We start from the raw sequence: 21,823 nt of genomic DNA, 5'->3' as shown, positions 1-21,823 counted from the left end.
GCGCGGACCGGCTGTACGCCGAGACATAGCAGCGTGAGCCCGATCGCGAGCAGGCGGTGCAGCTTGGGCAGGATCGGCGATTTTCCGCCGGAGGGCGTGTTCACCTGCGATCCGGCGCCTCAGCCCGCCCTGCCGCGCAGCGCATTGAGCAGGATCGCGATCGTGCTGCCGTTGTGCAGCATCGCGGTGGTCACCGGCGACAGCACGCCGATCGCGGCGGCGCCGAGGATCGCGGTGTTGAGCCCGACGGTGAGGCGGTAGTTGTTGCGGATGCGCGTCATGGTCGCCTGTGCCAGCGCCTTGGCGTCGGCGACGCAGCCGATGTCGTCCTCCAGCAGTGCGACGTCCGCGGTCAGGCGCGCGATGTCGGCACCTTTCTGCATCGCGACGCCGACGTGCGCACCGGCGAGCGCAGGGGCGTCGTTGATGCCGTCGCCGACGAAGGCGATGCGCGCCCCCTGCCGGCCCAGCTCCTCGACGATGTGCGCCTTCTGCTCGGGCAGCAGCTCGGCGTGGAAGGCGTCGAGGCCCAGCTCCGCCGCGAGTTCGGCGGCGCGGTCGTGGTGGTCGCCGGTCAGCATCAGGATGCGGCGCGCGCCGAGCTGTCGCAGTCGCGTGATGGTCGCCGCGGCGTTGGCCCGCACTTCGTCCTTCAGCGCCAGCACACCCAGCAGCTTGCCGCCGAAGCCGATGTAGAGCAGCGTCTTGCCTTCGCGGTACAGGCGGTCGATTGTTTCCGTGTGCGTGGAGACATCGATCTTCTCGTCGTCCTCGATGAAGTGGCGCGAGCCGACGACGATGCGCCGGCCGTCGATCACGCTGGCCACGCCGTGCGCGACGATGAACTGCACCTCCTGGTGGTCGAAGTGCTTGCCCGAGATCTCCTTCGCCGCCGCGACGACTGCCAGCGCGAGGGGGTGGAAGTAGTGTTCCTCGACCGACGCGGCGAGGCAGATCAGGTCGTCGGCGGAGAAGCTGCGGTCGAAGGTCACCGAGTCGGTGACGGCGAGCCGGCCGGCCGTGAGCGTTCCCGTCTTGTCGAAGACGAAGGTGTCGGCCTCGGCCAGTCGCTCCAGCGCGCTCGCGCCCTTGACGAGGATGCCGGTGCGCCCGGCGCGGTACATCGCCGACTTGAACGCCACCGGCGTCGCCAGTTTCAGCGCGCACGAGTAGTCGGCCTGCAGCACCGCGGCCGCGCGGCGCCAGTCGCGCGACAGCAGGTAGGTGGAGCCCGCCAGCCCGAGCACGATGGGCACGAGGCGATCCGCCAGGCGCGCCGCGCCGAGCTGCGCCTCGCTCTTCGCCGTGAGCGACTGCTCGACGTAGTCGGCGATGCGTGCCGCCGCGGTGCGCGCGCCGACCTGCTCGGCGTAGATCTGCAGCCGGCCCTCCTCGATCAACGTGCCCGACAGTACCGCGTCGCCGCGCCCCTTCACGGCCGCGACGCTCTCGCCGGTCATCGCCGCCTCGTTCACCGTCCCTTCGCCGCCGAGCACGGTGCCATCGACCGGGATCACGGCGCCGGTGCCGACGACGACGGTGTCGCCGACGCTCACCTCCGCCGCCGGGACGAGCACCTCCTGGCCGTCGCGCACCACCCAGATCTCGTCGCTCGACGGGCGCAGCAAGTGCTTGAGGAGATCGTCCGAGCGCCGCGCGATCGAGTCCTCGAGGTACTCCCCGAGCGCGAGCATGAAGGTGGTCGTGTTGGCGGCACTGAAATCGCCGCGTGCGAGCGAGATCGACACCGCCATCGCCTCGAGCACGTGCGAGGAAATGCCGTTGTCGCGGTAGTCGTCGAGGGCGTGCTTGATGAGCGGTGCCGCGGCGCCCAGCGTCACGGGTAGCTGCACCGATGCGGGCAGGTAGGGTGTGCCCAGCAGCGTGGCGAGGCTCGCCACCAGCGGCCCGGCGCCACCTTCATCCGTGGCGGCCTTCGCGGGCATGGCCCGCGTGCCGGGGGGCGTCAGTGCCGCGACGGCGCGCTGCAGCGTATCGACGTCGGTCGCCGCAGCGTCGAACGTCACAACCAGCGATTGCGCACGCGGATTGACCCGCGCCTCATGAACGCCCGGGACGTTCTCCGCCGCACGCTCGATCGCCAGCGGTGTCGCAGGCGTGCCGGGCATGCACGCGAAGCGGAAGCGCACCCGCCCGCGCGTGCGGTGCGCGACCGTCAGCGAGCGGAACCACGAGCCTCCGCTCATGCGCCGCCGTGCTGCTCCGCCTCGACTTCGGCCTTCAGGTCGGCCATCTGTTCCTTGAACTCCTCGACGCCGCCGAGCACGCCCGCGTACAGCTTCATGCCCATCTTCAGCAACTTGCCACGCAGTTCCTCGTCGCTCAGCACATAGGCCGCGGCCGCGCCGATTGCGGCGCCGAGCAGGAACTGGTCGTACTGGCGCGATTTGAGCAGACCGGGCATCGCCTTCAGCAGGCCTTCGTCGAAGCCGTGGCCCATGGGGCCGCCCTGGCCGCCGGCGGGCATGCCGTAGCCGGCGCCCCAGCCGCCCGGCGCGTAGCCGGCGGCGTAGTCGTCATGCCGCGCTTTCTTGTGTTTCTTCTTGCCCAAGGAGCTTCTCCCTTTTTCCGTTGCGGCGCGCGGATTTGCGCGCCAGGTAGTCGATCGCTGCCAGGCCCGCCGCGCCGCCCGCGACGGCCATGAGCACGCCGCGGAGATCCTGCCGCTGCCAGGCATCGGCCGCGGCACAGCCGGCCGCCAGCGCGGTGCCGCCCTGCAAGGCCTGTTTCAGCACCGTCCGGCCGGCGGTGGGCGTGGCGCGCCCCGCCGGTTCCTGCAGGGCCGCGAGCAGGCCGGTGGCGACGAAGCCGCGGACGAAATTCGCCGGCATCTCGCCGGTCTTCAGCTTGACCGGAAACTTGTGCGCCGGTCGCATCAGGCGGAGTCTCCGGTGTCGCCAGGCGGAACCGGCGCCGCGGCTTTCTTGCGCGTGCGCGGGCGTGCTGGGGCCGCGTCGGCAGACTTCGCAGCCTTGGCGGCCGGTTTGGCAGGAGCCGCCGGCTTGGCCGCGCCGGCCGCAGGGCTGCTGCGGCGGCGCGGCGCGGCCTTGCGCGTGGGGGGCGCTTCGGCGGGTGCGGCTTCGGCCGGCTCAGGCGCTGCTGCCAGCTTGGCCTTCAGGCCCGCGGACGAGTGTTCGATCGCGTCGAGGCTCGTGATCGTCGCGTCGCGCAGTTTCTCCTGCGCCTTGTCCAGGCCGCCGCGCAGGTTGACCGTCTTCAGCAGCCGTACGGCCGCGGCGCCGACCATGGCGCCGATTGCGAATGGAAGCACGGGATACATCTCATCCCTCCTTTCCGTCGTGAGTGAAATTGAGCTTGCCGCGGGCAAGCAGGACGCCCGCGCCGCCGGCCGCGATGCCGGCCAGCAGGGCAGGGTTGAGTTTGCCCAGCAGCGGGCCGACGACGCCGATGGCGGCATGCTGTCCGCTGAGCATCGAGAAGGTCTTTTCGAGGAAGTCGCCGATCAGCCCGTGTTCCATGTGCGCCTCCTCGGGTGCCACGCCGCCTTGTGCGTGGAGCTGTTCGAGGCGCAGCGCCTCCGCGACCGCCTCGTGCCATACCTGCAGCTGCCGCGCGTCCTCGGCCTGCAGGCGGCGCAGGGGCTTGCGCAGGGCGGCGTCGGTGCGCGCGATCAGCGTCTCGTAAAGGTGCAGGCGTCCCAGCGTCCCGGCGAGGGCGCGCTCGCAGTTCGCCCGCCAGCCCGGCGCGAGGCTCGTTTCCTGCGGGAAGGGATCCTGCGGGCCGGCGACGCCGTAGCGCCGACACAGCCGCCCGAGCGTCGCGATGCGCGCCTCGGCCGCCTTCAGGCTCGCGGCGAAGGGCTCGCGCGGCCCATAGGCCTCGACCGCCTTGCGGAAGAAGGCGCGGGCGGCGAATTCGTCGTACAGGGCGATGCGCAGCGCCTGGTGCACCGGCGGGAACGGCGCCTTGCGCGCGATGCGCCGGCCGCGCAGGATCGCCTCGTCGTAATTAGGCACCGGTCACCTCGCGGTGTTTCGCGACGAGGATGTCGAGCAGGGTCTCGGCCGCGGGCGAACGCACGCCGCCAAGGAGGTCCGGCCAGGCGGCAGCCGGAATCGCTCCGGTGTCGTATTCGACGGTGCACGATCGCGCGAGCAGGTTGAGCTTCACCGAGCGGATCCCGGGGATGTCGTCGAGCGCCTGGCCGAAGCGTTTCGCGTCCCCGATCGCGTCCATCTGGCCCTGGTCGAGATCGGCCTCGAGCTTGAGGCGGATGCGCCCCGGGATGTGGTGGGCGATGCGCAGATTGCGCGAGAAGCGTTGCAGTTGCTCGAAGGCATCCATGGAATGGTGTGTGGAGCGATCCGGGAATGGCGGCGGGATTGCGCCTATTTGAAAAGATGACGACGGTGTACCGCCATGTGGATGCCGAGCAGGCCGAGGAACAGTCCCCCGGTCGCCGCATGGGCCTTCTTGCTGCCGGCCGCGGCCAGCGCCAGCGAGATGCCCAGGCTACCGAGCATGCCGTATTTCGCCCAGGTGTTGAGGCGGCGGTCGCGTTGCCAGCGCCGCGGGGTGCGACGTGCGAGCGCTGCGTCCTGCGCCGCAACCTGCTGCGGGTCGAGTGCGGTGGCGACGGCAGCCGCAACCCGGGCCTCCATGACCGCGGGCGCGACGCGCGCCGCGTCGTAGCGCAGCAGGAAGCTGCCGGTGAGCAAATTGCCTTCGATCTGGCCGGCACCGTCGAGTGCGGCCAGCGTCGCGCCCAGCGCGGCATGCCGCGCGCTGTCGCGCAGGCGGCTATCCCTGATCCGTATGCGGCCGGGCACGGCCGAGGCGATGCGGTTCATGCTGGCGCGCCCTCATTGCTGGATGTCCGATATTCCGCATCATAGCTCGACCTGGGTACCCAGTTCCACCACGCGGTTGGGCGGCAGGTGGAAGTAGTCGGCTGCGCTGCCGGCATTGCGGAACATGACGATGAAGAGCCGCTCGCGCCACCGTGCCATACCCGAACCCATGCGCCGGACGATGGTCTCGCGGCCGAGGAAGAACGAGGTCTCCATGGTCTCGAAGGCCAGTCCGTGCCCGGCGCAGCGTGCCAGTTCCGCCGGGATGTCGGGGTCGTCCATGAAGCCGAAGGTCAGGCGCAGGCGGTAGAAGCCGTAGTCGACCTCCTCGAGCTCGATGCGGTCCTTTTCCGCCACGTGGGACACGTCCGCGGTGTGCACCTTCAGCAGCACCACACGTTCGTGCAGCACCTTGTTGTGCAGGATGTTGTGCAGCAGCGCGCGCGGCACGGCGTCGAGCCAGGTGGTCAGGAACACCGCGGTACCCGCGACGCGCGGCGGCGGGCTGGTGAACATCGAATGGATGAAGAGGTCGAGCGGGATCGTGTCCGTGCGGATGCGGTTGTTGAGCATCGCGCGGCCGCGCTTCCAGGTCGTCAGGAAGGTGAAGATCACCGCCCCGATCAGCAGCGGGAACCAGCCGCCGGCGAGGATCTTCACCGTGGTCGCGGAGAAGAACGCGATATCGACGGCGAGGAACACGGCGAGGAAGAGGCCGGCCTTGAGCGGGCCCCAGCCCCACAGCGCGCGCACGACGACGAAAGCGAGCACCGTGTCGATCATCATCGTCATCGTCACGGCGATGCCGTAGGCCGAGGCCAGCGCGCTCGACGAGCGGAAGCCGACGACCAGCGCGATCACCGCGCCGAGCAGCATCCAGTTGATGCTCGGCACGTAGATCTGGCCCATTTCGCGCGCGGACGTGAAGATCGTGCGCATCCGCGGCGCGTAGCCGAGCTGCATGGCCTGGCGGGTCAGCGAGTAGGCGCCCGAGATCACCGCCTGGCTGGCGATGATGGTCGCCAGCGTCGCCATGCCGACCATGGGATACACCAGCTCGTCGGGCACCAGCAGGTAGAAGGGGTTGCGCACGTTGTCCGGATGGTCGAGGATCAGCGCGCCCTGGCCGAGGTAGTTCAGGTACAGCGCCGGGAACACCACCGTGAACCACGCGAGCTTGATCGGACGGCGGCCGAAGTGGCCCATGTCTGCGTACAGCGCCTCGCCGCCGGTGATCGCCAGCACCACCGCGCCCAGGCCGAGCCAGCCCAGCAGCGGGTTTTCGGCGAGGAATCCCAGCGCCCACGCCGGATTGATCGCACCGAGGATTTCCGGGTGCAGGCGGATCCCGGAGATGCCGAGTACCGCAAGGAGGAGGAACCAGCACACCATCACCGGCCCGAAGATCGCGCCGACCTTGTGGGTGCCGTGGCGCTGCATCATGAACAGGCCCACCAGCACCACCAGTGCGATCGGCAGCACGTAGGGGGCGAAGGCCGGTGTCGCGACTTCCAGGCCTTCGACCGCGGACAGCACCGAGATCGCCGGCGTGATCATGCCGTCGCCGTAGAACAGCGCCGCGCCGAATACGCCCAGCGACGACAGCACCCAGGCCTTGCGGCCTTCGGGGACGACGCGCAGCGCCAGCGAGGTCAGGGCCATGATGCCGCCCTCGCCGCGGTTGTCGGCCCGCGTGATGAAGACCACGTATTTCGCCGACACCACCAGCATCAGCGCCCAGAACACCAGCGACAGGATCCCGTACACGTTCGCCGGGGTCACCGGCACGGCATGCGGGCCGTTGAACACTTCCTTCAGCGTATAGAGCGGGCTGGTGCCGATGTCGCCATAGACGACGCCGATCGCGGCAACGGCGAGCCCGGCCAGCCCGGCGTGCTGCGGGGCGTGGGCGACGGGTGCATCGGTCGGGTGTTCCGCACGGTCTGAGGAGTGCACGACGACCCCTGGATGTTCTGTTGGGGGGCAAAGCATACTGCAATGCAACATCCCGAAACAGGGAAAAATGCGTCACATTCCGCGCGGAAAATCCCCGCTAGGACGTGCGCATCGACCGCGCGCTCCGTGTTTGCCGCGCCTGTCCTACAATTGCGAGCGATTTCCGTTCAGTCACCGTGTCGATGAAAACTTCCCTCTCGCCTGCTGCCGCCGCGCCCCTGCGCGACGCCCTCGGTACCGAGCACCGGCCGGCCGCCGGCGAGCTGCGCATCGTGTCGCTCGTGCCCTCGCTGACCGAGCTCGTGTGCGATCTCGGGCTCGCCGATCGCCTGGTGGGGCGCACGGGCTTCTGCGTGCATCCGCGGGACGTCCTGAAGCCCATCCCCAAGGTCGGCGGCACGAAGGACGTGAAGATGGATGTCGTGCGGGCGCTCGCGCCGACCCATCTGATCGTCAATGTAGACGAAAACCGGCGCGAGACGGTGGAGGAACTGGCGGCCTTCGTGCCCAACGTGATCGTCACGCATCCCTGCGCGCCGGCGGACAATCTCGACCTGTATCGCCTCTTCGGCGGAATCTTCCATTGTGCCGACCGCGCCGCGCGGCTCGCGGCCGAACTCGGGACGGCGCTGGCCGAGGCGCAGGGCGTCGCACGGGAGCTGCCGCGCGAGGAGGTCCTGTATCTCATCTGGCGCGAGCCGTGGATGAGCGTCGCGCGCGACACCTACATCTCCGCGACCCTGGCCGAGGTGGGCTGGGACACGCTGCCCGCTGATGCCGGCCAGCGCTATCCGGAGATCGACTGGCAGGTGCCATGGATGGCGGGCGTCGCGCGCGTGTTCCTGTCGAGCGAGCCCTACCGTTTCCGCGAGCGGCACCTCGCCGAAGTCGCTGCGCTGTCGCGGCGAGCGGTGGCGATGATCGACGGCGAGATGGCGTCGTGGTACGGCAGCCGTGCCGCGGCGGGCTTGCGTTACCTTGCAGCGCTGCGGCGCGCCTTGGCCGGCGTGGCTTGACGCCATGTGAGACCAGCGATGTGGGAGCAGCGATGTGGGAGCGGTGATGTGGGAGCGGTGATGTGGGAGCGGCTTCAGCCGCGAATGGGCCGTGCAGCCAGCGACACCGCATCTTCGCGGCTGAAGCCGCTCCCCCCGTTCGCGCCGGGCGGAACGGTGAAGCGTCTTCCGCTTACCCTCCCGACGGCGAGGCGGAATCGGCGGCGGCAGTCAGGCTGGAGTCGAGAGCTTCCGGCGTCAGTATTGCAAAAAGTGGACGCACGAGCCGGTGGCGGTTGAGCTTCAGCAGCAGCTTGTCGCGGCTGACGAGATGCGTCGCGCCGCTGTCGCGCGCGAGCTCGAGGAATTTCTGGTCGTCGGCGTCGCGGCATGCGGGCAGGGCGGGGACATCCGCAGCTTCGGGGGCGGACATCACGGCGACGCGGGACCGGTAGGCGGCGAGGATGGCGTCCTGGCGCTCCGGCGCAATTGCGAACTGGCGATAGGCCAGCACCCGCCGCAGCTCTTCCAGCGTCAGCGCATTGGCGAGCAGCCGCGGCGCGCCGCCTTCGATCAGCGCACGCAAGGATGCGAGCTTCGGATCCTCGAACGCCCACAGCGCCATCACGGTGTTGGTGTCGAGCACGAGGCGCAAGGCGGACGGATGGGGCAGCGTGAAGATCATTGGGCGCGGGCGATGGGAGCGGTTGGCCGGGTGTAAACGACAGCGAGGGGGCCGGGCCCCCTCGCGTTCATTGCCACCGGATGCGAATCAGGCGGGGATCAGGCAGCTTCCTTGGCGTCGAGACGGATCTTGACGTAGGAGCCCGGGGCGTCCTCGATCGCCTTCAGCTTGCCCTTGGCCGGATCGCGGGCATCGACCTGCTCCGAATCGTGGGCGGTGACCCACGCCTGCCAGTCGGTCCACCACGAGCCCTGCTGGTGTTCGGCGCCTTCGAACCACTTGTCTGCGGTGTCGGCCAGCTTCGCGGCCGGGTTCAGCCAGTAGCCGTACTTGTTCGCAACCGGCGGGTTGACGATGCCGGCGATGTGGCCGGAGCCGCCCAGCACGAAGCGCACGGGACCGCCGAAGTTCGTCGCGCCGACGTAGGTGCTCTTCCACGGTGCGATGTGGTCTTCCAGCGTCGAGATGAAGTAGCAGGGGACCTTGATCTTGCCGAGGTCGATCGGCACGCCGTCGATCTCGATGCCGCCCGGCTGCACGAGGCGGTTCTCCATGTACATCGCGCGCAGGTAGAAGCTGTGCATCTTCGCCGGCATGCGCGTGGAGTCGGAGTTCCAGTACAGCAGGTCGAACGGGAAGGGATCCTTGCCCATCAGGTAGTTATTGACGACGAAGGACCAGATCAGGTCGTTGGCACGCATCATGTTGAAGGTGCCCGCCATCTCGGCGCCTTCGAGGTAGCCGCGCTCGAACATCTTCTTCTCGAGGCTGGAGACCTGCTGCTCGTCGATGAACACGCCCAGTTCGCCCGGCTCGGCGAAGTCGGTCATGGTCGTGAAGAAGGTCGCCGCGGCGATGCGCTTCTGCTTCTTGCCCGCGAGGTAGGCGAGCGTGGTCGCCAGCAGGGTGCCGCCCAGGCAGTAGCCGCAGGCGTTCACTTCCTTCTCGCCGGTCTGCTTCTCGATCGCGTCCAGCGCCGCGACGATGCCTTCCAGCACGTAGGACTCGAAGGTCTTGTCGGCGAGGCGCTCGTCCGGGTTCACCCACGAGATCACGAACACCGTGTGGCCCTGGTCCACGCACCACTTCACGTAGGAGTTCTTCTCGCGCAGGTCGAGGATGTAGAACTTGTTGATCCACGGCGGCACGATCAGCAGCGGCCGCTTGTAGGCCTTCTGCGTCGTCGGCGTGTACTGGATCAGCTGCATCATGTCCGTCTGGAACACGACCTTGCCCGGCGTCGTGCCGACATTCTTGCCCAGCTCGAAGGCGCTGGTGTCGGTCATGCGCACGCGCAGCTGGCCGCCGCCGTCTTCCATGTCGCGCAGCAGGTTGTTGAGGCCCTTGATCAGGTTCTGGCCGTTGTTCTTGACCGTCTCGCGGAACACTTCCGGGTTGGTCAGCGCGAAGTTCGACGGCGACAGCGCGTCGATGTACTGGCGCGTGTAGAAGTTGACCTTCTTCTGCGTCTGCTCGTCGAGGCCGTCGACGCAGCACACGGTGTCATGCACGTGGCGCGCGGCGATCAGGTAGGACTGCTTGATGAAGTCGAACAGGAAATGCTCTTCCCACTGCTCGTCCTTGAAGCGCTTGTCGGTCTTTTCCGGCTCGGCGATCGGTGCGCCGTGCATGCCCATCACGCGCAGCATGGAGTGCTGCCACAGCGAGAAGTAGTCCCACACCAGGTTCATCTGCGACTGCGCCAGCTTGTACGGGTTGGCCAGCAGCTTGGCCATCATGTCCATGAAGGCCTGCGCGATGCCGAGTTCGTCGCTGGGGGTCGAGACGCCCCGCTTAAGCTGGCGCTGGACGTGTTCGCTGATGAGGTGCGAGGCGCGCTGGGCGACCTCGGCATAGGTTTTCGCGACTTCCTTGGGGTCGGGCAGGTCGGCGAACACGGTCTCGGGTGTTGGTGCGGCCATTTCTTGTCTTGCTCCTGTTTTCAAGCTGTTTTTTCGAATCGGATGATGCCTGTCCGGTCGCCCACCTTGCGCACCTCGCCGCGCGCGACGAGGTAGTTGAGGTGTGCAATCGCCTCTCCCATGGCGAACATGACCTGATGGGTGTCCAACTCACGGGGGAACAGCGTCGATAGCAGTTCCCCTGCGCTGCGGGGGGTCTTGATCACGTCCAATAGTGCATCGCAGCGTTCACGGTGGTGCACATTGAGTTGTTCGATGCGCGCACGGATACCGCGGAACGGATGCCCGTGTGATGGTAGCACGAGCGTATCGTCGGGCAAGTCCTTGAAGCGGTTTAATGATTCGAGAAACCAGCCGAGCAGGTCGTCTTCCGGAGTGAGGGCGTAAACGCTGATGTTTGTCGAGATGCGCGGTAGCAGCATATCGCCCGAAATGAGCACTCCGAGCGACTCGCAATACAGGCTCGCGTGCTCGGGGGAATGGCCGAAGCCGACGATCACCCGCCAGTCGTGCGCGCCGATGCGCAGCACGTCGCCGTCGAAGATGCGCTGGTAGGACTTCGGCAGGGCCGGGACCCCCTTGCGGTAGGAATTGCCGCGTTCGCGCAGCGCACCCTGGCGCTCGGGGTCGAGGCCGTGGGCGGCGAAGTGCGCGACCATCTCGTCGACGGCGTTGCCGGCGATCTGGTTCCAGATCGCGTGGCCGTTGAAGAACTCGCCCTGCGTCATCTGCACCGGCGCGCCGTCGCGCTCGGCGAGCCAGGCGGCGAGGCCGAGGTGGTCGGGATGGCTGTGGGTGACGAGGACGCGCGACAGCGGGCGCCGGTCGTGGTCGAGGATGGCGTTCCAGCTGTCGCGCACCGCGTCGAGGCCGAAGCCGGTGTCGACGACGGCGAGTGCCTCGCCGTCGTCCAGCGTCCACAGGTTGATGTGGTTGAGCGCGAAGGGCAGCGGCATGCGCACCCAGCCCACGCCGGGTGCGACCTGCTTCACTTCGCCCGCTCCAGGGGTGTCGTCGAAGGGGTACTGCAGTTCTCCGCTTGTCGTCATCTGACCGTCTCCGTTGGCGGGGGAGCAATCGAGCATTGCCCAAACCCCTGAATTCTGATTAACTTTTTCGCCCTGTCCGGGCTGGTGGCCACGCAACGCGCCCGCTTCGGACCGGTTTTACTTCGATCGGTCGGCCAATGGCAAGCGAACAAACCTACACAATCACGGAACTCGCGCGGGAATTCGACGTGACTCCGCGCGCGATCCGCTTCTACGAGGACCAGGGCCTGCTGAAGCCGTCGCGTGTCGGCCGCACCCGGGTTTACTCGAAGTCCGACCGCACCCGCCTCAAGCTCACGCTGCGCGGCAAGCGCCTGGGCCTGTCGCTCGCCGAGATCAAGGAGCTGATCGAGATGCACGGCGGCGTGCGCAACGCGGCGCCCCAGCTGCTGCGCTTCCTCGTCGTGCTCGCCGACCGGCGGGCGGCGCTCGAACAGCAGCGCGAGGACATCGAGGCGGTGCTGGGCGAGATCGAGTCGCTGGAGCAGCAGTGCTCCGAACTGCTCGGCCACGATACCTCCCGTGCGGCCGAGGAGCGCGCCGCAGTCGTTCGCCGCATGCGCGCCGGGACTTGATTTTTTTGACGGTTAGTTTACGTTGACGTAAACGTAATGGTGGCAGGAACGGCTGGGCGGGTGAGAGGACGGTTGACGTCCGCCAGAGCATGAGGCTGGCGGGATGAGACTGTGGGAGCGGCTTCAGCCGCGAATCGACCGGCCCGGGTTGGTCAGGCGCAAATTCGCGGCTGAAGCCGCTCCCACAAGAAAAGCGCCGTACGGGTGGCGGGGGGCGGACTGTGGCAGCATGGCGGGTTAGTGACGGGGCATGGCCCCGTCGTGCGACGATAACCCGCGGCGGCTCGCAAGGGCTTCCGCCTGCGACTGTTCCTGGGAGTGAGGATGGCAGCGAAGCTTCGCATACTGAGTGCTGACGACAAGGTCGAACTGGACCACGTGCGCCAGTTCTTCCGCAACTACGCGGCATGGCTGGGCGTGGACCTGTGCTTTCAGGGGTTCGGCGACGAGATGGCCTCGCTGCCTGGCACGTATTCGCCGCCCGAGGGGCGACTGTTCTACGCCGAGCACGAAGGTCAGCCGGCCGGTTGCGTGGGGCTGCGGCGGTTCTCGGAAGGCGTGTGCGAGATGAAGCGGCTGTATGTCGAGCCGGCCGTCCGAGGCCTGGGCATCGGTCGCGATCTGGTGCTCGCGGCGATCCGCGCCGCGAAGGATCTCGGCTACCGCCGCATCCTGCTCGACACGCTGCCGGCGATGCGCATCGCCGTGAAGCTGTACCGCGAAATGGGCTTCAAGGAAGCACCCGCGTATTACCCGACGCCGCTCGAAGGCACGATCTTCCTTTCGCTGGACCTCGAAAACTGGTCGGAGGAGGAGGTCGCGAGCGACAACCTGTTTCACCTCTTCGACTACAACCGCGCCTGGGCGCAGCAGATGCGTCAGGTCGATGCCACCTTCTTCGAGAAGCTGTCGACGCTGCAGGCGCCCGAATACCTGTGGATCGGCTGCTCGGATTCGCGCGTGCCGGCGAACCAGATCATCGGCCTGCTGCCGGGCGAGGTGTTCGTGCATCGCAACGTCGCGAACGTCGTCGTGCATACCGATCTCAACTGCCTGTCGGTGATGCAGTACGCCGTCGACGTGCTGAAGGTGAAGCACATCATGGTGGTCGGGCACTACGGCTGCGGCGGCGTGAAGGCCGCGCTCGAGCGCTCGCGCGTCGGCCTGGTCGACCTGTGGCTGCGCCATGTGCAGGACGTGCGCGTGAAGCACCGCAAACGCGTCGACGACCTGCCGCTCGAGCAGGCTCACGACCGCCTGTGTGAATTGAACGCGCTGGAACAGGTCGTCAACGTGTGCCAGAGCGTGGTCGTGCAGGACGCCTGGCGGCGCGGGCAGCCGTTGACCGTGCATGCCTGGATTTACGGACTGAAGGACGGGTTGATGCGGGATCTCGGTCTCAACGTGCATCGTCCGGAAGACCTGATGCCGCGCTACGTCGCGGCGCTTGATTCACTGGCCTGAGAGCCGGATTTGTCGATAGTTAGGAGAGAAGCATGAGTGATCCCGTCGTTATCGTTTCCGCCGCGCGCACCCCCATGGGCGGCTTCCAGGGCGAGCTGTCCGGCCTGACCGGTCCCCAGCTCGGCGCCGTCGCGATCAAGGCCGCCGTCGAGCGCGCCGGGATCTCTCCAGAGCAGGTGCAGGAAGTGCTGATGGGGTGCGTGCTGCCCGCCGGCGTCGGCCAGGCGCCGGCCCGCCAGGCGGCGCTCGGCGCGGGTCTGCCGTTGGCCGCCGGCTGCACGACGGTGAGCAAGGTGTGCGGCTCGGGCATGAAGTCCGTCATGCTCGCGCACGACCTGCTCGTTGCCGGCTCCAACGACGTGATGGTCGCGGGCGGCATGGAGTCGATGTCGAACGCCCCCTATATGCTGCCCAAGGCGCGCGCCGGCTATCGCCTTGGCCACGGCCAGCTGCTCGACCACATGTTCTACGACGGCCTCGAGGACAGCTACAAGAAGGAGACCAAGGGCCGCCTGATGGGGACCTTCGCCGAGGACTGCGCGAGCCACTTCAGCTTCACGCGCAGCGCCCAGGACGAGTTTGCGATCGCGTCCACGACGCGCGCGCAGAATGCGATCAAGGACGGCAGCTTCGCGTGGGAAATCGCGCCGGTGACCGTGTCGGGCCGCAAGGGCGATGTCGTCATCGACAAGGACGAGCAGCCGCCCAAGGCGCAGATCGACAAGATCGCGGGCCTCAAGCCCGCGTTCGCCAAGGACGGCACCGTGACTGCCGCAAACTCCAGCTCGATCTCGGATGGCGCCGCGGCACTCCTGATGATGCGCCGCTCGACCGCCGACAAGCTGGGCCTGAAGCCGCTCGCGACCATCGTCGGGCACGCGACGCACGCGCAGGAACCGGCCTGGTTCACGACCGCCCCGGTGGGCGCGATGCAGAAGGTGCTGGCGAAGGCCGGCTGGACGAAGGACCAGGTCGACCTGTGGGAGATCAATGAAGCCTTCGCGGTCGTCACGATGGCGGCGATGAAGGAACTGGACCTGCCGCACGACAAGGTGAACGTGCATGGCGGCGCCTGCGCGCTGGGCCATCCGATCGGCGCCTCGGGCGCGCGCATCCTCGTCACGCTGCTCGGCGCGCTGCAGAAGTACGGCAAGAAGCGCGGTGTCGCGAGCCTGTGCATTGGTGGCGGCGAAGCGACGGCAGTTGCGGTGGAGCTCGCGTAAATGATCCTCACGCAAGAACAGGAAATGATCCGCGACTCCCTGCGCGCCTTCGCGCAGGAGCGCCTGGCCCCCTTCGCCGCCGAGTGGGACCGCAACCACACCTTCCCGCGCGAGGCCTTGAACGAGCTCGCCGAGCTCGGCGCGCTGGGCATGGTCGTGCCCGAGCAGTGGGGTGGCGCGGGGATGGACTACGTGAGCCTGGTGCTGGCGCTGGAGGAGATCGCGGCCGGCGACGGCGCAACCTCGACCATCGTCAGCGTGCAGAACTCGCTCGCCTGCGGCATCCCGAACCGCTACGGCAACGACGCGCAGAAGGAAGAGTGGCTGAAGCCGCTCGCGCGCGGCGAGAAGCTCGGCTGCTTCTGCCTGACCGAGCCGCACGTCGGCTCGGACGCTTCCGCACTGAAGACCACTGCCGTGAAGGACGGCGACTCGTGGGTCATCAACGGCGTCAAGCAGTTCATCACGACGGGCCGCGAGGCGGACGTGGCGATCGTGTTCGCGGTGACCGACAAGACCGCCGGCAAGAAGGGCATTTCGTGCTTCCTCATGCCCACGAACACGCCGGGCTACATCGTCGCGCGCATCGAGGAGAAGATGGGCCAGAAGGCCTCCGACACCGCGCAGATCCTGTTCGAGAACTGCCGCGTGCCGGCCGGCGCGCTGCTCGGCGCCGAAGGCGAGGGCTACAAGATCGCGCTGTCGAACCTCGAGGCGGGCCGCATCGGCATCGCCGCGCAGTGCCTCGGCATGGCGCGTGCGGCGCTGGAAGCGGCGGTGAAGTACGCACACGAGCGCGAGACTTTCGGCAAGCCGATCTTCGAGCACCAGGCGGTGAACTTCCGCCTCGCCGACATGGCGACCCAGCTCGAAGCCGCGCGCCAGCTCGTGTGGCACGCCGCGACGCTCAAGGATGCCGGCCGCCCCTGCCTCAAGGAAGCCTCGATGGCGAAGCTCTTCGCCTCGGAGATGGCCGAGAAGGTGTGCTCCGACGCGATCCAGATCCACGGCGGCTACGGCTACGTCAGCGATTTCCCGGTCGAGCGCATCTACCGCGACGTGCGCGTGTGCCAGATCTACGAAGGCGCGAGCGACATCCAGCGCCTGGTGATCGGGCGCTCGCTCGCGGTTTGAGCAGCAAGTTGCTGTAGGGCGGGAGCAGCAGAAGGCGAATCCCGCCATGCCATTGTTCCGGGTGGCGGGATGCGCTCCGCTCCTCCCGCCCTACGATGGGGACACGGGTCGGTAAACCGCTCTGGTCGCCGGCACCGTCAAGCAACAGGTGTTTCCCGATCCTGCGGGTGCAGGCGCCGGGGGTGTTCTCCCTGCAGCCTCCCTCTAGATGCCTCCGGTGTCCCGCGGGATCCTTTTATTCACACCCGACCGGGGCCGCCAAGAGCCCCGGCGATGGAAGGCAGGAGACGAAATTGAACTACGAAACCCTCGAAATCGTCGTCGAACAAGGCGTCGCGACCGTGTGGATGAACCGTCCGGACGTGCACAACGCGTTCAACGCGCAGCTCATCGCGGACATCACCTCAGCCTGCCGCCAGCTCGACGCCGACGATGCGGTGCGTGTCGTCGTGCTCGCCGGCCGCGGCAAGAGTTTCTCGGCCGGCGCCGATCTCAACTGGATGAAGGCCGCCGGCGAGGCGAGCGTCGAGGAGAACCTCGCCGACGCGCGCAAGCTCGCCGGCATGCTGCGCACGCTGTCGGAGATGGACAAGCCGACGATCGCGCGGGTGCAGGGCGCGGCGCTGGGCGGCGGCATGGGGCTCGCGTCGGCGTGCGACATCTGCGTCGCCTCCGACAAGGCGGTGTTCGCGACCTCCGAGGTCAAGTTCGGCATCATCCCCTCGGCGATCAGCCCCTACGTGCTCCGCGCCATCGGCGAGCGGCAGTCGTATCGCTACTTCCAGACCGCCGAGCGCATCTCCGCCCGGCGCGCCGGCGAGATCGGCCTCGCGCACGAGGTCGTCGCGGCCGAGGAACTGGATGCAAAGGTCAGCGAGATCGTGACGGCCCTGCTGCAGGGCGGCCCGAAATCGCAGGCCGCGGCGAAGGACCTGATCCGCGCGGTCGCGAACCGGCCGGTGTCGGATGAGCTCGTCGAGGACACCGCGCGCCGCATCTCCAGCCTGCGCGCGACGCCGGAAGCGAAGGAGGGGCTCGACGCCTTCCTGTCGAAGCGTCCGGCGGCGTGGGTGCCGGTGCAGTAGGGGCGAGGGGGACATCATGCAACTGCCGCAAAGCGTACGCATCGTCGACGTCGGCCCGCGCGACGGGCTGCAGAACGAGAAGCAGATCGTCACGACCGAAACCAAGGTCGAACTGATCGCGCGGCTGGCCGATGCCGGCCTGACCGCGATCGAGGCGACTTCCTTCGTGTCGCCCAAGTGGGTGCCGCAGATGGGCGACAATGCAGAGGTGATGGCGCGCATCGCGCGCCGTCCCGGTGTCGCCTACCCGGTGCTGACGCCCAACCTGAAAGGCTTCGAGGCCGCGCTCGCGGCGGGCGCCGACGAGGTCGCGGTGTTCGGCGCGGCGTCCGAGTCCTTCAGCCAGAAGAACATCAACTGCTCGATCGCCGAGTCGCTGGAGCGCTTCCGTCCCGTCACCGAGGCCGCGCGCGCGGCGGGGGTGAAGGTGCGCGGCTACGTCTCCTGCGTTGCAGGTTGTCCCTATGAGGGACCGGTTGTGCCGGAGAAGGTCGCCGAGGTCGCCGCGACGCTGATGGAGATGGGCTGCTACGAGGTGTCGCTGGGCGACACCATCGGCAGCGGCAACCCGGCGAACATCTCGCGCATGCTCGAAGCGGTGATCAGGCGCGTGCCGGTCGAGCGCCTCGCCGGCCACTATCACGACACCTACGGCATGGCGGCCGCGAACGTCTACGCGTCGCTCGAGATGGGCGTGGCGGTGTTCGACGCCTCGGTCGGCGGGCTAGGCGGCTGCCCCTATGCGGCGGGCGCGTCCGGCAACGTCGCCACCGAGGATGTCGTGTGGCTGCTGAACGGGCTGGGCATCGACACCGGCATCGACCTCGACCGCCTGGTCGACATCGCCGCATGGATCAGCGGTGTGCTCGGTCGCGAACCGGCCTCGCGCGTGGCCCGCGCCGTGCTCGCGAAGCGGGGGAAGGCGGCCTGCGCCGCTTGAACACGGGAACTGAATACCGTTCGGGCTGAACCCTTCGACTTCGCTCAGGACAGGCCGGTCGAAGCCCTCAGGGCGAACGGAGTATCCGATTTCTCCCTGATAATGAACTCGATCGGGTCGCGGCAGACCAAATACGACAACGAGCCGCACCCGCTACCTCAATAAGACCCCCGACCCCGACATGAGCATCGCATCGCCCTGCATCAACCTCTGTCGCATGAGCGCGACGACCGGCCTGTGCGAAGGCTGTTTCCGCAGCCTTGACGAGATAGCGCGCTGGAGCCGCAGCGACGACTCCGACAAGCAGCGCATCCTCGAACTCATCGCCCGGCGTCGGGTGACCCTGGGCGGCGCTGCGGCGCCGACCGCGACACTGAAGGAGGGCGCATGAGCGAGCCCTTGTGTGTCGGCGTGTGCATGATCGACTGGGACTCCGGCGTGTGCCTCGGCTGCGGTCGCACCCCCGAGGAGATCAACGGTGTGCCGGTGCCGCCGGCCCCGGCCGAAGCGCCGAAACCCGCGCCGCTGCCCGCCAACGTCGCCGCGCAGGTCGGCGAGGGTTCCGAATGAGCGCCGCAGCCGCGTTGCCCGACACCATCCGCGTGCTCGAACGCGGCTGGCTGTCGGCCAACAACATCGTCCTGATCGACGGCGACCGGGCGACCGTGGTGGACAGCGGCTACGTCAGCCACGGCGAGCAGACCGTCGCGCTGCTGCGCGAGGTGCTGGCGGGACGGCGGCTCGCCGAGCTCGTAAACACGCACTCGCATTCCGACCACATCGGCGGCAATGCCCTACTGCAGCGCACCTTCGGCTGCTCGATCAGCGTCCCCGCGGGCATGCTGCCCTCGGTCGCGGCGTGGGACGAGGACGCACTGCTGCTGACCACCGCGGCGCAGAGCGCCGAGCGCTTCCACGCCGATCGCGCGCTCCATCCGGGCGACATGCTGCAGATGGGCGGCCTCGCGTGGCAGGCGATCGCCGCACCCGGTCACGACATGGACGCGCTGGTCTTCCACAACGCGGATCGGCGCATCCTGATCTCCGGCGACGCGCTGTGGCGCGACGGCTTCGGCATCCTGTTCGCCGAGGTGCTGGGGACCGGCGACGGCATCGGCGCGACGCGGCGCACGCTGGAGGCCATCGCACGCCTGGCGGTGGATGTCGTCATCCCCGGCCATGGCGCACCCTTCGTCGAGTTCGACGACGCCCTCGCGCGCGCCTTCGCCCGCCTGCGGGCGTTCGAGGAGGATGGTGCGCGCATGGCGCGCAACGCGATCCGCGCCTGCATGACCTTCTCGCTGCTCGATGCGCGCAGCATGCGGATCGACGCGCTCGCGGAACATCTGGACGGCGTGCCGCTGTACCGCGAAGCCAACGCGCGCTTCCTCGGACTCGCGCCCGAAACCCTCGCCGACTGGCTGGTCGCCGAGCTCACGCGGGCCGGGGTGGCGCGGCGCGAGGGCGAGCTGCTGGTCGCGGCCTGATCTGACTTTAGTCGTAGAAAGGGGCGTTCCGCGCTGGCCGGGGAGGCGCGCTTTGGCGATAATCGCTGATCCACGCGGAGTTCAGGGTCATGCAGATCGTCCTTATCAGCGGCTTGTCGGGTTCCGGGAAGAGCGTCGCACTCAAGGTGCTCGAAGACGCTGGCTATTACGCGGTAGACAATCTGCCGGCGAGCCTGCTGCCCAAGCTCGTTGCGGAATTGCGGCGGCTGGGCCACGGGCGTGTCGCGGTCGCGGTCGACGTGCGCTCCGGCGCCAACATCGCGGCCTTGCCGCAGAAGGTGGAAGACCTGCGCCGGACGGTCGGCGACCTGCGCGTGCTTTTCCTCGAAGCGCGTGACGATGCGTTGATCGCGCGCTTCTCGGAAACGCGCCGGCGCCATCCGCTTGCAAGTGACGAGGTCTCGCTCGAAGAGGCGATCCAGAAGGAGCGCGACGCACTCGAATCGGTCGCCGCGCTGGGCCACCGCATCGACACCAGCGACTTGCAGGCGAATACCCTGCGCGCGTGGATCAAGGACTTCATGCAGATCGAGGCGACCGCGGGGCTCACGCTGATGTTCCAGTCCTTCGGCTTCAAGTACGGCATTCCGCTGGACGCCGACAACGTGTTCGACGTGCGCTGCCTGCCCAATCCCCATTACGACCCGCTGCTGCGACCCTTCACCGGCAAGGACAAGCCGGTGATCGACTTCCTCGAGAACATGCCCGAAGTCGCGCGCATGTACGAGGACATCCGCAGCTTCGTCGCCAACTGGCTGCCCAGCTACGCGCGCGACAACCGCAGCTATCTCACCGTCGCCATCGGCTGCACCGGGGGACAGCACCGCTCGGTGTACCTCGCCGAGAAGCTGGGGCAGCACTTTGCCGGGTCCGTGCGCGTGCTGGTGCGCCATCGCTCGGCCGTGCGGCGTGCGCTGGACCACGCGGCGCGACCGGCGGACCAGTGAGGGCGCGTCTGTCCGAGTGGGTCGTCCTGCTGCGGCCGGGCGACTGGCTCGTGCTCGCCGGTGCGTTGTCGCTGTGCGTATTGTCGGCGCTGGCGCTGTGGCGTGGCGGGGCGCCGGACAGGGTGGTCGTGCGCGCGGGCGGCAAGGTCTTCGCGGAAACGGGGCTCGCGCGCGCGCAGGTGGTCGAGGTGCCCGGCCCGCTCGGCATCACCCGCATCGAGATCGAGCCGGGCCGCGCACGCGTCGCATCCGATCCCGGGCCGCGCCAGTACTGCGTGCGCCAGGGCTGGCTGACGCGCTCGGGGGCGGTGGCGATCTGCGCCCCCAACCAGGTGTCCCTGAGCCTCGCCGGCGGTGCCGCGGACTATGACTCCCTCAACTATTGAGATCGTCCCGACCGCGGACGACCGGCGCATCGCGCGCCTGGCCGCCGCCGCGATCGTGCTCACCGTCGCCGAGGCCGCGATTCCGCTGCCGCTGCCGGGCGTGAAGCCGGGCCTGGCCAACATCGTGACGCTGATCGTGCTGGCGCGCTGGGGCTGGCGCGACGCCGTATGGGTGGCGCTGCTGCGCGTGTTCGCCGGCAGCCTGTTGCTCGGCCAGCTCTTCGCGCCGGGCTTTTTCCTCAGCCTCGCCGGTTCGCTCGCCAGCCTCGCCACGCTCGGCCTTGCGATGCACCTGCCGCGCCGCTGGTTCGGCCCCGTCAGCCTCAGCGTGTTCGCCGCCTTCGCGCATATCGGCGGGCAGCTCGTGCTCGCGCGCTTGTGGCTCGTGCCCCACGACGGCGTGTTCTACCTCGTGCCGGTATTCGCCCTCGCCGCGACGGTGTTCGGCCTGGTCAATGGACTGGTGGCCGCGAAGCTGATGCAGGGTCCGGTCTCGGGGACGAACTGATCACGGCATGACGAGGATGCGTCCGGCGCGCCGGCGCCCGCCGATTCCGCCCGCAAGCCCTTCGCCGCCATGCGCGTGGCAGATCGCGCACGCGAGCGCGTCTGCGGCGTCCGGGCTGGGGCTGCCGTCGAGCGCGAGCAGGCGCTGCACCATGTGCTGCACCTGTTCCTTGTTCGCCTTGCCGTAGCCGACCACCGCCTGCTTGACCTGCAGCGCGGTGTACTCATGCACCGGCAGGTCGCAGGACACGGCACCGCAGATCACCGCGCCGCGCGCCTGCCCGAGCAGCAGCGTGGATTGGGGGTTCACGTTCACGAACACCTTCTCCACTGCGGCCTGGTCCGGCGTGTAGGTCGCGACGACTTCCCGCACGCCGTCGAGCAGCGTCTTCAGCCGCCCCGGTAGTTCCCCGTCGCGCGTCCGGATGCAGCCGCTCGCGACGTAGCGCAGTTGGCTGCCGAGCTTGTCGATGACGCCGAAACCCGTGATGCGCAGCCCCGGGTCCAGGCCGAGGATGCGGGTGGCGACGATGCGCGATGCGGAGATTTCCTTCATCCGCGCATTCTAAAGGAAGGCCGCGTGTCCCCCCCGCACCCGCTGCTCAGCCTCGGCTT

25 protein-coding genes are annotated in these 21,823 nt (G+C 68.3%); 13 read left to right on the top strand and 12 right to left on the bottom strand.

Annotation, left to right across the window (positions count from 1 at the left end):
• Positions 1-119: 119 nt before the first annotated feature.
• Genes GO615_RS15420 through GO615_RS15385 form a run of 8 tightly spaced genes read right to left on the bottom strand, consistent with a single transcriptional unit; the run spans position 120 to position 6,788 of the window.
• Positions 120-2,207, bottom strand: coding sequence for a heavy metal translocating P-type ATPase (locus GO615_RS15420; RefSeq protein ID WP_169129586.1), 2,088 nt, complete (start codon positions 2,205-2,207; stop codon positions 120-122).
• Complete coding sequence (locus tag GO615_RS15415; RefSeq protein WP_169129584.1) at positions 2,204-2,572, bottom strand: YtxH domain-containing protein; 369 nt, start codon at positions 2,570-2,572, stop codon at positions 2,204-2,206. Before GO615_RS15415 ends, GO615_RS15420 begins: the two co-directional genes overlap by 4 nt.
• On the bottom strand, positions 2,538-2,897 hold the full coding sequence (locus GO615_RS15410) for a hypothetical protein (protein WP_211167146.1): 360 nt from the start codon (positions 2,895-2,897) through the stop codon (positions 2,538-2,540). Before GO615_RS15410 ends, GO615_RS15415 begins: the two co-directional genes overlap by 35 nt.
• Positions 2,897-3,301 (bottom strand): hypothetical protein, encoded by a 405-nt coding sequence (locus GO615_RS15405; RefSeq protein ID WP_246262311.1) that lies wholly within the window; start codon positions 3,299-3,301, stop codon positions 2,897-2,899. The genes GO615_RS15410 and GO615_RS15405 overlap by 1 nt, the downstream gene beginning before the upstream one ends.
• Position 3,302: 1 nt before the next feature.
• On the bottom strand, positions 3,303-3,998 hold the full coding sequence (locus tag GO615_RS15400) for a ferritin family protein (protein ID WP_169129582.1): 696 nt from the start codon (positions 3,996-3,998) through the stop codon (positions 3,303-3,305).
• Positions 3,991-4,326 carry a cation transporter gene (locus GO615_RS15395; RefSeq protein ID WP_169129580.1) on the bottom strand — a complete coding sequence of 112 codons (336 nt, stop codon included), beginning with the start codon at positions 4,324-4,326 and terminating at the stop codon, positions 3,991-3,993. The genes GO615_RS15400 and GO615_RS15395 overlap by 8 nt, the downstream gene beginning before the upstream one ends.
• 44 nt (positions 4,327-4,370) lie before the next feature.
• Entirely contained in the window at positions 4,371-4,832 is a 462-nt protein-coding gene (locus GO615_RS15390) for an HMA2 domain-containing protein (RefSeq protein ID WP_169129578.1), read from the bottom strand.
• 39 nt (positions 4,833-4,871) lie between these two features.
• Positions 4,872-6,788, bottom strand: coding sequence for a KUP/HAK/KT family potassium transporter (locus tag GO615_RS15385; protein ID WP_169129576.1), 1,917 nt, complete (start codon positions 6,786-6,788; stop codon positions 4,872-4,874).
• Between the two features lie 182 nt (positions 6,789-6,970).
• On the opposite strand from GO615_RS15385, the gene GO615_RS15380 reads away from it, so the two are divergent.
• On the top strand, positions 6,971-7,804 hold the full coding sequence (locus tag GO615_RS15380; protein WP_169129574.1) for a helical backbone metal receptor: 834 nt from the start codon (positions 6,971-6,973) through the stop codon (positions 7,802-7,804).
• Between the two features lie 172 nt (positions 7,805-7,976).
• On the opposite strand, the gene GO615_RS15375 is transcribed toward GO615_RS15380, so the two are convergent.
• The 3 genes from GO615_RS15375 to GO615_RS15365 all read right to left on the bottom strand — a co-directional run bounded on the left by GO615_RS15375 (position 7,977) and on the right by GO615_RS15365 (position 11,439).
• Complete coding sequence (locus GO615_RS15375; RefSeq protein ID WP_211167144.1) at positions 7,977-8,468, bottom strand: putative toxin-antitoxin system toxin component, PIN family; 492 nt, start codon at positions 8,466-8,468, stop codon at positions 7,977-7,979.
• Between the two features lie 98 nt (positions 8,469-8,566).
• Positions 8,567-10,390, bottom strand: a complete 1,824-nt coding sequence (locus GO615_RS15370) for a PHA/PHB synthase family protein (protein WP_169129572.1) — start codon at positions 10,388-10,390, stop codon at positions 8,567-8,569.
• Between the two features lie 20 nt (positions 10,391-10,410).
• Positions 10,411-11,439 (bottom strand): MBL fold metallo-hydrolase, encoded by a 1,029-nt coding sequence (locus tag GO615_RS15365; protein WP_211167143.1) that lies wholly within the window; start codon positions 11,437-11,439, stop codon positions 10,411-10,413.
• Positions 11,440-11,576: 137 nt separating this feature from the next.
• On the opposite strand from GO615_RS15365, the gene GO615_RS15360 reads away from it, so the two are divergent.
• From GO615_RS15360 to GO615_RS15305, 12 genes are all read left to right on the top strand, one after another.
• On the top strand, positions 11,577-12,014 hold the full coding sequence (locus GO615_RS15360; RefSeq protein ID WP_169129570.1) for a MerR family transcriptional regulator: 438 nt from the start codon (positions 11,577-11,579) through the stop codon (positions 12,012-12,014).
• A gap of 324 nt (positions 12,015-12,338) precedes the next feature.
• Positions 12,339-13,478, top strand: coding sequence for a carbonate dehydratase (gene can / locus GO615_RS15355; protein WP_169129568.1), 1,140 nt, complete (start codon positions 12,339-12,341; stop codon positions 13,476-13,478).
• A 32-nt stretch (positions 13,479-13,510) separates the two neighbouring features.
• Positions 13,511-14,701, top strand: coding sequence for an acetyl-CoA C-acetyltransferase (locus GO615_RS15350; RefSeq protein ID WP_169129566.1), 1,191 nt, complete (start codon positions 13,511-13,513; stop codon positions 14,699-14,701).
• Positions 14,702-15,835, top strand: coding sequence for an acyl-CoA dehydrogenase (locus GO615_RS15345; RefSeq protein WP_169129564.1), 1,134 nt, complete (start codon positions 14,702-14,704; stop codon positions 15,833-15,835). It begins immediately after the preceding gene.
• A gap of 293 nt (positions 15,836-16,128) precedes the next feature.
• Positions 16,129-16,920: an enoyl-CoA hydratase/isomerase family protein gene (locus tag GO615_RS15340; protein WP_169129562.1), complete on the top strand. Its 792-nt coding sequence runs from the start codon at positions 16,129-16,131 to the stop codon at positions 16,918-16,920.
• A gap of 16 nt (positions 16,921-16,936) precedes the next feature.
• Positions 16,937-17,860, top strand: a complete 924-nt coding sequence (locus tag GO615_RS15335; protein WP_169129560.1) for a hydroxymethylglutaryl-CoA lyase — start codon at positions 16,937-16,939, stop codon at positions 17,858-17,860.
• 181 nt (positions 17,861-18,041) lie between these two features.
• Positions 18,042-18,251: a DUF1289 domain-containing protein gene (locus GO615_RS15330; protein ID WP_169129558.1), complete on the top strand. Its 210-nt coding sequence runs from the start codon at positions 18,042-18,044 to the stop codon at positions 18,249-18,251.
• Complete coding sequence (locus GO615_RS15325; protein ID WP_169129556.1) at positions 18,248-18,430, top strand: DUF1289 domain-containing protein; 183 nt, start codon at positions 18,248-18,250, stop codon at positions 18,428-18,430. The genes GO615_RS15330 and GO615_RS15325 overlap by 4 nt, the downstream gene beginning before the upstream one ends.
• A complete protein-coding gene (locus tag GO615_RS15320; protein ID WP_169129554.1) occupies positions 18,427-19,347 on the top strand; it encodes an MBL fold metallo-hydrolase in 921 nt (306 codons plus the stop codon). Before GO615_RS15325 ends, GO615_RS15320 begins: the two co-directional genes overlap by 4 nt.
• An 89-nt stretch (positions 19,348-19,436) precedes the next feature.
• Complete coding sequence (rapZ, locus tag GO615_RS15315; protein WP_169129552.1) at positions 19,437-20,315, top strand: RNase adapter RapZ; 879 nt, start codon at positions 19,437-19,439, stop codon at positions 20,313-20,315.
• Positions 20,312-20,701: a NusG domain II-containing protein gene (locus tag GO615_RS15310; RefSeq protein ID WP_169129550.1), complete on the top strand. Its 390-nt coding sequence runs from the start codon at positions 20,312-20,314 to the stop codon at positions 20,699-20,701. The genes rapZ and GO615_RS15310 overlap by 4 nt, the downstream gene beginning before the upstream one ends.
• A complete protein-coding gene (locus GO615_RS15305; protein WP_211167142.1) occupies positions 20,682-21,209 on the top strand; it encodes a Gx transporter family protein in 528 nt (175 codons plus the stop codon). Before GO615_RS15310 ends, GO615_RS15305 begins: the two co-directional genes overlap by 20 nt.
• On the opposite strand, the gene ruvC is transcribed toward GO615_RS15305, so the two are convergent.
• Positions 21,210-21,764 carry a crossover junction endodeoxyribonuclease RuvC gene (gene ruvC / locus GO615_RS15300; RefSeq protein ID WP_169129548.1) on the bottom strand — a complete coding sequence of 185 codons (555 nt, stop codon included), beginning with the start codon at positions 21,762-21,764 and terminating at the stop codon, positions 21,210-21,212.
• Positions 21,765-21,823 lie beyond the last annotated feature (59 nt).

The organism is Aromatoleum evansii (genome assembly GCF_012910805.1).
GTDB classification, from domain to species: Bacteria; Pseudomonadota; Gammaproteobacteria; order Burkholderiales; family Rhodocyclaceae; genus Aromatoleum; species Aromatoleum evansii.
This window is presented reverse-complemented; position numbering and strand designations above follow the sequence as displayed.